This is a genomic window from Terasakiella sp. 4MB5A, assembly GCF_050058155.1.
Classification (GTDB): domain Bacteria; phylum Pseudomonadota; class Alphaproteobacteria; order Rhodospirillales; family Terasakiellaceae; genus Terasakiella; species Terasakiella halodenitrificans.
This window is the reverse complement of sequence record NZ_CP188815.1, coordinates 3585430-3599254: the sequence shown is the minus strand read 5'-3', so window position 1 is coordinate 3599254 and position 13825 is coordinate 3585430. Positions and strand designations below refer to the sequence as shown.

The 13825-nt window shown below is 47.4% G+C and carries 9 protein-coding genes; 5 read left to right on the top strand and 4 right to left on the bottom strand.

All coding sequences use genetic code 11. The features are described from left to right. The first annotated feature begins 20 nt into the window (after positions 1-20). The 3 genes from ACI0FF_RS17140 (at position 21) to ACI0FF_RS17130 (ending at position 4332) form a co-directional block, all read left to right on the top strand. Positions 21-449: a nitrate reductase cytochrome c-type subunit gene (locus tag ACI0FF_RS17140; RefSeq protein WP_229734370.1), complete on the top strand. Its 429-nt coding sequence runs from the start codon at positions 21-23 to the stop codon at positions 447-449. A 19-nt stretch (positions 450-468) separates the two neighbouring features. Beyond that, positions 469-1089, top strand: coding sequence for a NapC/NirT family cytochrome c (locus tag ACI0FF_RS17135; protein WP_419797969.1), 621 nt, complete (start codon positions 469-471; stop codon positions 1087-1089). A gap of 240 nt (positions 1090-1329) precedes the next feature. Further along, positions 1330-4332, top strand: a complete 3003-nt coding sequence (locus tag ACI0FF_RS17130; protein WP_419797968.1) for an FAD-binding and (Fe-S)-binding domain-containing protein — start codon at positions 1330-1332, stop codon at positions 4330-4332. Here ACI0FF_RS17130 and ACI0FF_RS17125 read toward each other — a convergent pair. Beyond that, positions 4329-5354: a hypothetical protein gene (locus tag ACI0FF_RS17125; protein ID WP_419797967.1), complete on the bottom strand. Its 1026-nt coding sequence runs from the start codon at positions 5352-5354 to the stop codon at positions 4329-4331. The genes ACI0FF_RS17130 and ACI0FF_RS17125 overlap by 4 nt on opposite strands. A 159-nt stretch (positions 5355-5513) precedes the next feature. Here ACI0FF_RS17125 and ACI0FF_RS17120 point away from each other — a divergent pair, with 159 nt between their 5' ends. Both ACI0FF_RS17120 and ACI0FF_RS17115 read left to right on the top strand, forming a co-directional pair. Continuing rightward, positions 5514-6656, top strand: coding sequence for a substrate-binding domain-containing protein (locus ACI0FF_RS17120; RefSeq protein ID WP_419797966.1), 1143 nt, complete (start codon positions 5514-5516; stop codon positions 6654-6656). A gap of 3 nt (positions 6657-6659) precedes the next feature. Further along, positions 6660-9788, top strand: coding sequence for a PAS domain S-box protein (locus ACI0FF_RS17115; RefSeq protein WP_419797965.1), 3129 nt, complete (start codon positions 6660-6662; stop codon positions 9786-9788). Here ACI0FF_RS17115 and ACI0FF_RS17110 read toward each other — a convergent pair. Genes ACI0FF_RS17110 through hypE form a run of 3 tightly spaced genes read right to left on the bottom strand, consistent with a single transcriptional unit; the run spans position 9760 to position 13806 of the window. After that, a complete protein-coding gene (locus ACI0FF_RS17110; RefSeq protein ID WP_419797964.1) occupies positions 9760-11094 on the bottom strand; it encodes a PAS domain-containing sensor histidine kinase in 1335 nt (444 codons plus the stop codon). The genes ACI0FF_RS17115 and ACI0FF_RS17110 overlap by 29 nt on opposite strands. Positions 11095-11118: 24 nt before the next feature. Further along, on the bottom strand, positions 11119-12759 hold the full coding sequence (locus tag ACI0FF_RS17105) for a hydrogenase maturation protein (RefSeq protein ID WP_419797963.1): 1641 nt from the start codon (positions 12757-12759) through the stop codon (positions 11119-11121). After that, positions 12760-13806, bottom strand: a complete 1047-nt coding sequence (gene hypE / locus ACI0FF_RS17100; RefSeq protein ID WP_419797962.1) for a hydrogenase expression/formation protein HypE — start codon at positions 13804-13806, stop codon at positions 12760-12762. It abuts the gene before it with no gap. Positions 13807-13825: the final 19 nt, after the last annotated feature.

The following is a 13825-nucleotide window of genomic DNA, read 5'->3' as shown; positions in this document are numbered from 1 at the left end:
GACTTGAAGGAGATATGACTGTGAAACGAGTCCTAATTCCAGTAGTCGCCGTTTTTGCCGTTGCCATTCTACTTATGGCAAATGCAATTGCGGGGAACGTAACGAGCTTACGCGGACAGGTGGATTTGAAAGAAACCAACTCTGCTGCAACAATCAATCATGTGGTTGAAGACGGGCGGGTTCCGCAAAATTACCGTCAGCAACCGCCGCTGATCCCGCACAAGATTGAAAAATATCAAATCAATCTGAAGGTCAATCAGTGCATGCGTTGCCATAACTGGCAGTATGCCGCCAAAGAAGGCGCACCGAAAATCAGTGAGACCCATTATCAGGATCACCGAACCGGTCAGCCGTTGGATGATGTTGTACCGGGTCGCTGGTTCTGCACACAATGTCACGTACCGCAAGTGGATGCGAAGCCGCTGGTGGAAAACACTTTCTCAGAATAAAGCCTGAAGGGAACTTATTATGAGTGAACTTGAAGAAAAAGGCGGCTTTTTCAACCGCATCTGGGCTTTGTTGAGAAGGCCAAGCAAGACGACATCGGCGGGCATGCTGCTCTTTGTCGGCTTGATCCTCGGTGTTGTCTTTTGGGGGAGTTTCAACTGGGCCCTTGAGGTCACGAATACGGAAACGTTCTGTCTATCTTGTCACGAGATGGAACAAAACGTTTATCGTGAATATACGGGTACGGTTCACGACACCAATGCATCTGGTGTTCGTGCAACCTGTCCGGATTGTCACGTCCCGCGTCCGTGGATCCATAAGATGAAACGCAAAATCCAGGCGTCAAATGAAGTCCTGCATAAAATTCTCGGAACCGTGGATACACGCGAGAAATTTGAAGGACATCGTCTGACCATGGCCAAGCGTGTCTGGCAAACCATGAAAGAAACCGATAGTCGCGAATGTCGCAACTGTCATAACTTCATGGCTATGGATGTCATGGCTCAGAACTCCCGTGCGCGAAACCGTCACCTTGAGGCACAAGAGGCAGGTCAAACCTGTATCGATTGCCACAAAGGGATCGCACACGAACTACCGGCGAATGCTTTTAGCGCTGAAGAAGAGATGAACCAAGCACACTAAACGCGTTGGCTGAAGGCGAACAGATGGCGTCCTTTGACGTTATTCTTACCCCCTCAGCGTTACTGTCGCCATCTCAGTCGGCCCTCTCATAGATTTTTTTCATAAAAATCGAGAGGGCCGATGCTTTTTTTACTGTTTAAAAAAATACCCAATCGGCGTATATCCATAGGCAGACGACAAGCTTGTAACACGATGTTATGTGCGATCTTTGCCACATGACATCAGATTGAAATGGTATTTATGATGCTTCCGGTTCTGACACCTGCCCGTGGTCTTGATGATGTAACATTGCGTTTTCTAAATGCGCTGGAAAAATCGGCCTTTAAGGGCGAAATCCATGCTGATTATCCGACCAGATTGTTGAGTGCGACCGATAATTCCGTTTATCAGGTGATGCCGCAGGCGGTTGTCTATCCTGCCTGTGAAGGTGATTTGAATGTTATTGCCGAACTGGGGGCTCATGCCGATTTTCGCGGCATTTCATTTGCCCCGCGTGGCGGCGGAACCGGGACCAACGGGCAGTCGCTCAATAAAGGCGTGGTTGTTGATACCTCTAAACATATGAACAACATCATCGCGTTTGATGAAGAAAAAAAACTGGTGACGGTGCAGCCCGGTGTTGTGCTGGATCAGTTAAACGCGTTTTTGAAAGAAAAAGGCTATTTCTTTCCGCCAGCAGTTTCGACTTCGTCCCGCGCGACATTGGCGGGGATGACCGGGACGGATGCGTCCGGCAAAGGGTCGCGCATTTACGGTAAAACGTCTGATTATATCGAGGAAATGGATGTTGTCCTCAGTGGGGGGCAAAGTTGGACATCGCGTCCCTTAAGTGCCGATGATATGATAGAAGTGATGGCACGTCACGATATTGTCGGCCATATTCATCGTCAGGCGTATGAAAGTATTATCGAAAACGAAGAACTGATCGAACAGACCTTCCCGAAAATGAACCGGGGTTTGACCGGGTATAACCTGCAACATGCGCTGGATAATAATGGGACGTTCAATCTGTCCTATCTACTGGCGGGGTCGGAAGGTTCGTTGTGCTTTACTCAGAAATTGACTTTCCGTGTCATTCCATTGCCCAAAAACAAAGGGCTGGTCACTGTTCGCTATAAAACCTTTAACGAGGCACTGGAAGGTGTGCAGTTGATCCTGAAGGCCGACCCGGCGGCGGTTGAGGTTGTTGACGATAAGATTATGATGCTGGCCCAAGATGATATTATCTGGACGCAAGTGGGCGATATGCTGGGCGGTGTTGCGGGGGAACCTCCGGTCATGGGGATGAACTTTGTCGAATTCGTCGGTAATTCCCAAGACGAAGTCGATGCCCAAATCGCAAAGCTTGAAAAAATTCTGGATGAAGCATCGGAACTGGATGGGCAAGCCACCGGTTGGCGCGCAACGTCGGATGGCGCACAGATTTCCGCCCTGTGGGAAATGCGCAAAAAATCTGTTGGATTGCTGGGGGCGTTACAGGGTAAACGCCGCGCGATCCCGTTTGTTGAAGATACCGCCGTTCCCCCGGAAAACCTTGCCCCTTATATTCGGGAATTTCGCGGTCTGCTGGACAGCCATGGGGTTGATTACGGCATGTTCGGTCATGCCGATGTCGGGTGTTTGCATGTGCGACCAACGCTGGATTTGACCGATCTTATGGATGAACCCAAATTGCGTGAAATCTCCGACGGTGTGGCGGATCTGACCAAAAAATATGGCGGTCTGTTGTGGGGCGAACATGGCAAAGGGTTTCGTGGGGAATATTCGCCAAAATTCTTTGGCCCCAAACTGTATGACGAGTTGCGCAAGATCAAAGCGGCGTTCGATCCCTATAATCTGTTTAATCCGGGTAAAATCGCAACGCCTTATACAATGGCAGATGTGGAACTGACGGCGATTGATGAGGCGGTCTTGCGCGGTCAAATTGATCGTACCTTGGATGAAAAACTGAAAGAAGCCTATCCCAAAGCGACGTTATGTAATGGGAACGGGGCTTGTTTTACATGGGATGCTTTTGATCCCATGTGTCCCAGTTATAAGGCAACGCGCGATCGTGTCCAATCGCCCAAAGGGCGGGCCGGGTTGTTGCGTGAATGGTTGCGATTACGCACAGAAGCAGACAAGTCTGATACCCCCAATGCGTTGGCAGAAGGCAAGGATTTCAATATTGATGTCTATGAGGCCATGAAAACATGTCTGTCGTGTAAGACATGCGCGACTCAATGTCCGGTCAAAGTCGATATCCCGGAAATGAAGGCTCAGTTCCTGCAAGCCTACCATGAACGTTATGCGCGCCCCAAGCGGGATTGGCTGGTGGCCCGACTTGAAAAACTTGCGCCCCTTACCCAGAGATTTGCAACCCTGACCAATCTGGGGCAATCCTTAGCCCCGGTAAAAGCCTTTATGCGTCACGGGTTTGGTTTGATCGATTTACCAAAGGTCAGTCGGAAAACGGTACAGGCCGGTCTTAAACAACGCGGTGCCCCTGCTTTTGATCTGGATGCCATGCGCGCCTTAACGCCTGCGCAAAAATCACAGTCGGTTGTCTTGTTACAGGATACGTTTACCACGCATTATGATGTGAATGTTGTTCTGGCGCATTATGATTTGTTGACCACGCTTGGATATACTGTCTATGTGGCGCCTTATCGTCCCAATGGCAAACCGTTGCATGTCAAAGGATTCCTGACGGAATTTGACCAACTGGCCGCAGAAAATGACGACTATTATCTGCATATTGCCACGTGCGGGATTGATATGGTCGGGATTGAAGCCGCCGTCACCCTGATGTTCCGCCAAGAATACAATCAACGCCTTGCCAATCGCCCCGAATATACGGTCTTTCAGTTCCATGAATGGCTGTATGCACAAATGGTTGCGGGCCGTTGGCACGCACCTGCACATGTGCAAGAAGGGGAATTTGCCCTGTTTGCACATTGTACGGAAAAGACCTCCCTGCCGGAAACGCCGAAGCAATGGACCGAAATTTTTAAAACGTTCAATCAGTCTTTGCGGATTGAAAAAACAGGCTGTTGCGGAATGTCCGGCATGTTTGGCCATGAAGCCGATAATGAAGAAATATCAAAAAAGCTTTATGATATGAGCTGGAAAGAAAAGGCAGAAAAAGCCGGACCGGATCAAATGCTTGCCACGGGCTTTTCCTGTCGATGTCAGACCAAACGTTATGGGGACTTCAAGCCAAAGCATCCGGTTGAGGCCTTGGTTCAGTTGCTTGAAGGTTAAATATCGTCATCCATATGGCGTTTGGCTTCCCCGTACAGATTGACATATCCGGCATCTAGTACAGGAACAGCGCGAAATGTGATGATATGGTCTTTGTTGCGGATGTCGCCGAATACTTCTTTGGACTCATAAAACGCTTTGCGCACCAATTCAGAAAGGGCAGGAGCGACAAATTCTTTACTGTCATCACCAAATAGGGCCTGTTGAGAACGTGCAGCACTGTTGGCATAGAGAACCTTGCGATTTACGGAACAACGTAGCAACGCATAAGGGGTTTCATGCAGGAAACGTGCTTGAAAATCCGATTTTGCTTTTGCTTCGCTGACTTCAACGCGCATGGCCTCAATCTGACGTGCCAATAAAGAGACCTGGTCTTCGCCTTTTGTTAAATCCTGCGGTAACGGGGTACTCGCCAGTTTTCCGCTATGTTCTTGTAAATAGCTTTGAATGGCCTGCATTGGACGTAGGTGCATTTTGCCCCATAACCATAAATTCAAAAAGGCAATCAGGCCGGCAAAAATGGGGGCCACGACCCAATTTAGTAATGTACCCCAATGTGATGGCGGGCTCAGTCGGGCACCATCTAGTCTGAGAACAAGCCAATCATAAGGCAGATTATTATCCAAACGTAAGGCGATGTCGGCTTTTTCGAACAGGTCGTCCCATTGTACCAAAACGTTTTGGGATGTGCCTTGTGGCGGGAAATTATTTTGGGTTTCCCCGACACTTAAGGGACTGTCAGCACCTTGTAACAATCTAACGCCTAAGACACTGTTCACATTCAACAAGTCACTCACGCGGAGTAAAATATCGTTACTTTCCCCACCGGTACTAAGAACAGTTGAGGCAAGCATGCGTGCGCTTTGTATGATGTTATTTTGTCGAAGGTCCTGTTCCTGAAGGCGCAGGTAGCTGCCTAAACAGAGTAAGAGGACATAGGTACAGAGCGCCAGTGCCCATGTTCCCTGGCGTGCACGCTTTGTGCCCCAAGCCTGTTTGATCGTGCCTGTATTTTCTGTCATTGGAACATCCGGCGTTACGGCTACAACAAGTTATTGTAACATTTTAATAAAAAAGTGCCTGCCTGCAATGATATTTACAGTTATACTTCGTCAAGGGTTGTAAAATCCTAAGGGGAAGGAATAACGCAGCTCGTATTCGCAATTTGAGGGAGCGGAGAAATGAGGCGTGTTTTATGGTTGGTTGCTCTTCTGTTTTTTAGTGGTGACCTATCGGCACAAACCGAAGGAACCGGCTATTGGACGTATAAAGAATATATGTCTTTGCATCCGGAACAACGGCAAAAGGCGGCAACATTTTCTGCAATGGTGCGTGCGGCTGCTGTACCTGTGCAAGGTTTAAAAGAACGTGTCAAAATCGCGGTTGTTTATCCGGGCAAACAGGTCAGCGATTATTGGTGGCGCAGTGTTTCGTCGTTGGAAGCACGATTGCGTGAACATAATTTACCGTATGAAATTTATCCTAACTTTACGGAACCGGGTGTCGATGTCCGTTTACAGGAAAAACATATCGCGCAAGCTTTGGAAACGGACCCCGATTATTTAGTTTTTACATTGGATGCTTTTCGTCATCGTTCCATTATTGAACGTATTATGACGCGCGGCCGCCCCAAGTTGATTTTGCAAAATATTACGACGCCTGTTCGGGCATGGGGAGATCAACAACCCTTCTTGTATGTTGGTTTCGACCATGCATTGGGTAGTAGTTTGTTAAGCGAAAAATTTGTGAAAATGTTTCCACCTCAGACGGAATATGCCATGTTTTATGGTACGCAAGGGTACGTGAGTGCGATGCGCGGGGGGACATTTCAGGTAGAAAGCGAAGCACGTTCTGCGGCAAAAGTCGTTGATTCTTTTTATTTGGGTTTTAATCGAGAAAAGTCACGGCTTGCCGCCCTTAAGACATTGCAAAAGCATAAAACCCTTCCTTATATTTTTGCTTGTTCGACGGATATTGCTCTTGGAATTATTGATGCGGCTAAGGAAATCGGGCGATTGGATGATCTTGTTGTTAACGGCTGGGGCGGCGGTGACGCCGAATTACAGGCAATTTTAAAAGGGGAAATGGACTTCACTGTTATGCGTATGAACGATGATAACGGGGTTGCCATGGCGGATGCGATTGCGCTGGATCAAAATGGAAAATCAAACTTGGTGCCGGTAATTTATTCCGGAGATATGATTTTGATTGAGAAAGGTGTCGACGCTTACTATCTGAAAGAACTGAGAAACCGCGCTTTTCGATATTCAGACCATTGGCGCACAAAAACCGATCAAGTTGTGACCTTTGACGGACAAAAATAAAAAATGAACGAAAACGATAATAATAACAAAGGTTTTCGCCTGAGCACATTTATCTTGGCCCTCTCCTTTGGTGGGGTGTTGAGTGTCTCCGCTCTCTTTGGGGTTTCCAGTTACTTGTCGGCGCAACGATTGGTCGATCATGAGATCCGTCAATCCTTTGATTATCGTCATCGTATTGTTCAACTGAACCTCAATGAGAAGCTCTCTCAAATAGCTGCACGTCTTTCCTTGTTATCAGATTTACAGCCTCTTATTCAGGCGGTTGGAGACAGCGCAAGATCTGATGTGGATAATTTTCTGTTTGATGTGATGCAATCGGATGAAATGCGGGATTTGGATGTTCTGATTATTACCAATCAACAAGGTGCGGTTATCGGGGATGCCAGCTCTTTGCTGAGTCCCTTAAGTAAATTGACAGGTCACATCTATCAAAATGCACCGCGTGTTTTTCAAAAATGGTCGCTGGTCGAACTGGATGTTTCATCACAAAAAATGGCATTGGTTTACAGCGTTCCCTTGATTGAGGGAGTATATGGGCAGGTCATAGGGGCGGCATATGTCGCCTTTGCCCTGACGGAGAATATCCAATTTTCAAAACGTTTGATGGCCGCTGCAGATGTTGCCCGATTGTATCTGACAAATGAGACGCGCATTTTGGTAAAGGCCGGTAGCGATCCTTTGGGTCAAGATATGGATGATACTCAGGTTCTGTCTTTAGCCAAGAAAGCCAATAACGATATTATTAAAGTTGGTGATTATGTTGGTGCATCCCAAGATATTAATATTGGTGTAAATGGCGGCGGGAAGTTGAATGTTATTACGTTTATGCGACGTGATACGGCGGTAGACCTGATGCAGGAATATCGCATGAGTGGTCTCTTACTGATCATCGGGGCATTAATTACGGCCTTATGCATTGCCTATATGATCCGTCGCTTAATGCGCAATAGTACTTTGCGACTAACGGCTTATGTCGATCAAGTCAATAAAGGTGATCGGGCAGCGCGTTTTCAAGCGGGGCCTGTACAGGAATTTAACCGTTTGGGTGATGTGGTTGGCAATATGGTTGCAACCATTCATGAAAATGAACGTTATTTGACCAATTTAATTGATTTGGCTCCTTCTCCAATTATTGTTTGGGATGAGCAGGGCAGAATGACCAAATTCAATCGTGCGGCTGAACGGATGATGGGGTTTGTGGTGGATGCAGGGCAAACGCCGGATGTTCAGGATATTATGGCGGAAATTTCGCAATCGAATGAGTTGGAACGCAAGGCAAGTATTCTCCAACGCTCTTTGAACGGAGAGATGATTGAGGGCTGGGAAATGGCCCATCGCAATTTTAAAACAGCTCAAATTAATTATATCTCCTGGAGCATTTCGCCTGTTGCGTTTCATAGTGATGGATCCGTTGCAACTGTGTTGGCGCAAGGTCTGGATATTACCCAACGCAAGCGCGCTGAAAAAGAATTGCAACGAATCAACGAGGAATTGGAACGCCGTGTTACCAATCGCACACGGGCTTTAGAAGATGAAATTGTTGAACGCCGCCATATTGAAACGGAATTACGCAACAGCGAAGAACGCTTCCGTGATATTGCGGAAGCTTCGTCCGATTGGTTCTGGGAAATGGGCCCGGATTTACGGTTCAGCTATATGTCGGATAAAGCGATGATTGTTTCAGGGTTTATGGAAGAAGACATCATCGGCAAGACACGTGAGGAACTGATTGGATTGACGCCGGAAGACTGCCAGCAACCAAAATGGCGTGCACATATAGAAACGATGGAGAGGCGCGAACCCTTCCGGGCATTTGAATATACATTGAAAAACCATCATGGGGATAAACGTGTCTTTCGCATCAGCGGTAAACCGGTTTTCAATTCGTTGACGGGTGATTTTCTGGGCTATCGTGGGTCCGGGCGCGATGTGACGGAAGATTATCTGCGTGCGCAAGAATTGCAAATTGCCAAGGAAGAAGCGGAAAATGCAAGTCAGGCTAAATCAGAGTTTCTTTCTTCTATGAGCCATGAACTTAGAACGCCGCTCAATGGTATTTTGGGGTTTGCACAACTCCTATTAATGCCCAAAGGCAACCAACTACAGGACAGTCAGAAAGAGTTTATCAATCAGATTCTGAAAGCAGGAAATCACTTGCTGAATCTGATTAATGAAATTCTGGATTTGGCGAAGATTGAAGCCCGCAAAGTTGAAATCTCTCTTGAACCGGTTAATCCATATAATGTGATGGAAGACGTTATCGATCTGTTGGATGGTCTGGCACATGATCGTGGTATTCAATTAATAAATGAAATCACCGAAGATAACACGACGATGATTTATGCTGATTTCACACGATTGAAACAGGTGTTGGTCAATTTAGGGGGGAATGCCATCAAGTATAATAAAGAGCGGGGACTCGTTCGTTTTACATGTAAATATGATGCGGGCCTTGATATGGTCCAGTTTAATGTTATTGATACAGGATTGGGGATTGATCTGAAGCAGAAAGATGAGCTTTTTGTCCCCTTTAATCGATTAAATGCAGAGTTTAGTGAAATTGAAGGAACCGGGATCGGTCTGGCAATTACCGATAAACTTGTCGGCCTGATGGGGGGCGAGATGGGTGTGGACAGTACACCTGGTGAGGGAAGCTGTTTTTGGTTCCGCCTGCCTGTTTATAAACAGGTGTTGAGTGATGGGCGCAAGGGGGGGGCGGCTTTTCAAGAAATAGAAACAATCAATCCGGTTTTAAGGCGTACACTGAAAATTTTATATGTTGAAGACAATCCCAGCAACAGTGCATTGATGCAAGATGCCTTAACCCAATCCCCGAATGTTGAGTTAATAATCAAGCGCACAGCAGAGGAGGGGTTAGCCTATATTGAAACAGATGAAGTTGATTTGTTGTTTTTAGATATTAATCTGCCGGGGATGAGCGGTTGGGATATGATGGAAATCTTGCGACAAAAACAGAAATTTGGTGATTTCCCGATTATTGCAGTGACGGCACAGGCGATGCGTACCGATGTTGTCCGTGCGCAGACGGTCGGGTTCGCAGATTATCTATCCAAGCCGATTAATTTGAAGGATGTTTTTGATCTTATTCGCAAACATACGCGGGTAAGCTAATTTCAAATTCCGCACCGCCGTTTGGGTGGCTTTGCACAGAAATTTGCCCTTTATGATCCTGCACAATTTCATAAGAAATCCAAAGGCCCAATCCTGTGCCTTGGCCGACTGGTTTTGTGGTGAAAAATGGGTCAAAGATACGGTGAAGATCGTCATCTGAAATACCGTTTCCACAATCACGCACGTAAATGTTGATGTTTTCATTGTTTTTTTCAGCACGTACGACAATCGGGATTTCCGGCTGAGTGCTGGAGGCATCAAGGGCGTTTTCCACTAAATTCAAAATGACCTGATGCAATCTGTTCGCGGATCCTTCGACATATAAATCATTACTGAGATCAAGCTCAATTGGATGGGTGCTTGCACGTCCCTTACTGGCAAAGAGAACGGCTGTTTTAATGACATCACAGATATCAACGCGATCTTTGGTTTTGCCTTCACGAAACGACAGGCGGCGTAAATTATTGACAATTTCACTGACCCGTTCGGCCCCCTCACGCGTTCCAGCCAACAAATTGGGGAGGTCATCCAATAGGCGTTTGATTTTTAAATCTTCATCCAGTTTTTGCCTGACCGACACGGGCAGTTCTTCGCGAAGTGTTTCAATGTAGGTCCGCATTTTTTGGCTGTAGCGTTCCATGCTGTGCACATTGCCATAGAGAAAGCTGATCGGATTGTTTAATTCATGGGCGACGCCGGCAACCAGGCGACCGATAGAGGCCATTTTTTCAGATTGCAAAAGATGATGTTGTGCGGTTTTAAGTTCGACATGCGCTTTGTTTAAATCATCATAGGCTTGGCGTAATTCCCCGATGGGTCGCCCGACAATGACCAAGCCGTCAACTTGTCCTTTGGCTGTTTTATGCAAACTGCAATTAACCGAGACATACTCGGAAATATCAGGGGTTTTATGTTGAAGTTTGGCTTCGTAATCATGCAAGTTTTTGCTTTTGGTCGGCGGGATCAGTTTGCGAAAATGTTCTTCAAATTGTTGGCCCAGAAGAACGGAAATCGGTCGTCCGAATAGTTCGACCTCTTCAAACCCTGTACGTTCCAGCAAGGGACTGTTGACTTTGACGATCCGTCCGACCCGGTCACAAACAATGACCACATCGGACATGGCTTCTAAAATACTATCAATGAAATCATGTGCTTCTTCCAGTTCCGCATTTTTATTTTCCAGATCGACTTCACGTTCCAGCAGGTCAGAATAGACTTCATCCATTTTCTGAATGACTTCGACCCAGGCATGTTCCTGCCCGTCGTTCAGTTCCAATGGGTTATGCGGTGGTTGGTTTTGTCCCATGATTTTTCCGTTTATGACACTGCACTACGTCCTATTCTTGACCCGTTGTCGATGTTTGGCAAGATAAAGTGGCGTATGGGATTTCGGTTCGCGCAAAACAAACTTATACCGGGCGACATGATAACTGGGATCAAAGCCGAAGAAATTCAGCTTCATATGTTCCAATTCTTCCTGACGATAATCATTCAGCGGTTTTTTTGCTTCGTCTTTTTCCCGCACAACAGGCTTGTCGGCAAGAATGGCGTGATGGTCCAGTTCGTGAACTTTGTTGCGCAAAATCTCTCTGAACTGAGCAACCGTTTCGCCAAAACAACTGGTGAGAAGCCCCATCTCCACGCCGTTAATAGCAGAGATCGGAAGACGATGTTCCATGACAAGGGGTTCATTGCCTCTACCAACCCGTTTGGGTAACAAGTAGGTCCAGTATTCAGATCCGAACAGGTTACCCATGTTTTTGTAATGCGGGTTTAGGACAACGCCGTTGCGGGCATAAATTTTATCGCAAGTCAGCGCAAAAAACACACCGCCAGCCCCTGCATTGCCGCTGAGGGCGGCAACGGTGACTTTATCGGTGGTGCGGATGATGGCTTCGCATAGATCATCCATCGCGTTGATGTTATTCCAGCTTTCTTCGGCGGGACGTGGTGCAGCTTCAATCGCATTCAGGTGAATACCGTTGGAAAAGAAATCTTCCCCGCCCATCAAGACAATAGTGTGAATGTCTTTGTCTGCACGTGCATTTTCATAAGCCTGCAACAGGCGTTTGCACTGGTTTGTGTTCATCGCACCATTATGAAAAGGGGAGTGTAGATAACCGATTTCTCCTTCTTTTTCGAAAGTGATATCGCGTTCGCCCTCTCCATAAGGTAGTCCTAGAATTTCGTTTGCAGGCAGTTTGAAGGTGTCTTTGCCTTTTTTGCGCAAATGTCCGATCCAGATGGCACCGTCTGTGGTCGCCCGGCAAATGGCCCCGTTTCGGGTTGCCAGAATGTCACCGGGCGTTCCCTTTAAGTTTGGTTCAAGACACGCGTTATGCAGATAAATTTCAGTATCATTAATGATATCTAAAACGCCGGGGTTCCCATCTCCGCATTGAATTTTACGCAAGATGGTTGCGCTGTCATCCGTGTTCCAATCGATGTGTCGATCGGCTTGCTTCATCAGGTCGTTCCAGTTTCCAGTTCCTTGCAACGGTTCTGGGATGAAATTCGGATCTTGAAATTTGGCCAAGGCTTCCAGAACGCATTCCACCGCGCCGTCGGAAACTTCGTTGCGATATATGCTGCTTTTGGGTGCGTTGCGCATGGCAAAACGACGGCTCGCCCAAATGGGGCCGGCATCCATGTCGGCAACGGCTTGCAACAAGGTAACACCCCATTGTTTTTCCCCCCGCAAAATAGCCCAGTCCAACGAGGATGGCCCGCGGTCCCCTTTCGGGCCGGGATGGACGATTAAACAAGTCAGTTTGGACCAGATTGATTCAGGAATAGCGCGTTTTAAAAAAGGCGCGATCAGGATATCGGGTTGAAAGAGATCAACGGCTTCTTCGGTGACGCGGTCGTTGATATCAAATTCAACGCTGACTTCATGGCCAAGGCGTTCAATTTCCACATATAAACGCTGGGTCAAGCTGTTGAAGCTATGGGTGAGCAGCAGGACTTTCATTTAACAAATCCTCGGTAATTGTTCACCGGCAATCCAATCGACAACGCGCGTGCCACCAAATCCGGTTTTAAGTTGGACAAAACTGTTGGCATCTTCAATGACCGTGCCGATGATAGCAGCCTGTTTGCCTAATGGATGGGCTTGCATGGCGTGTAACAAAATTTCAGCCTGATCTTCGGGGCAGATGGCAAGCAGTTTACCTTCGTTGGCGACATACAGGGGATCAAGGCCGAGGATTTCGCAAGCCCCGCGTACTTGGTCACGAATGGGGATGTCGGGTTCGTTCAACATCATGCCAACCCCGCTTTGACGTGCAATTTCGTTTAAGGTGGCTGCCAGTCCGCCACGGGTTGGATCCCGCATGACATGGATGTCGGGAACTGCCTTGACCATATCGCCAATCAAGCCGTTCAAGCTGGCACAATCAGATTGCACGGATGCTTCAAACCCCAATCCTTCGCGCAAGGACATGATAGCAACCCCGTGATCACCGACATATCCGTTTATCAGAATTTTATCACCCGGTCTGGCGCGTTCACCAGAAATATGGATATCATCTGTGATAACGCCAATGCCTGTTGTGTTGATATAGACCCCGTCGCCGTGACCGCGTTCTACAACCTTGGTATCGCCGGTGACGATATAAACCCCGGCCTCGTGGGCGGCGTGGGCCATGCTATCGACAATGGTTTTTAAATCTTTTAAGGGAAAGCCTTCTTCCAGAATAAATCCGGCGGTCAGATAAAGCGGTTGACCACCGGACAAAGCCACATCGTTGACGGTGCCGTGAACGGCAAGGTTGCCGATATTGCCACCGGGGAAAAACAGCGGGGAAATAACGAAACTGTCTGTACTCATAACCACCTTGCCACGCGGCAGTTCAAAAGCAGCCTGATCGTTGCCTTGGGCAAGGATATCATTGGCAAATGCGTCCCCGAACAATTGTTCGATCAGTTGTGACATGGCACGACCGCCGCCGCCGTGGCTCATTTCAACGACACCGTTTTTTAAATCAAGACTACGGGTATAAGCTGTACGTGTGGACATTGATTTTGTTCTCTTTTTA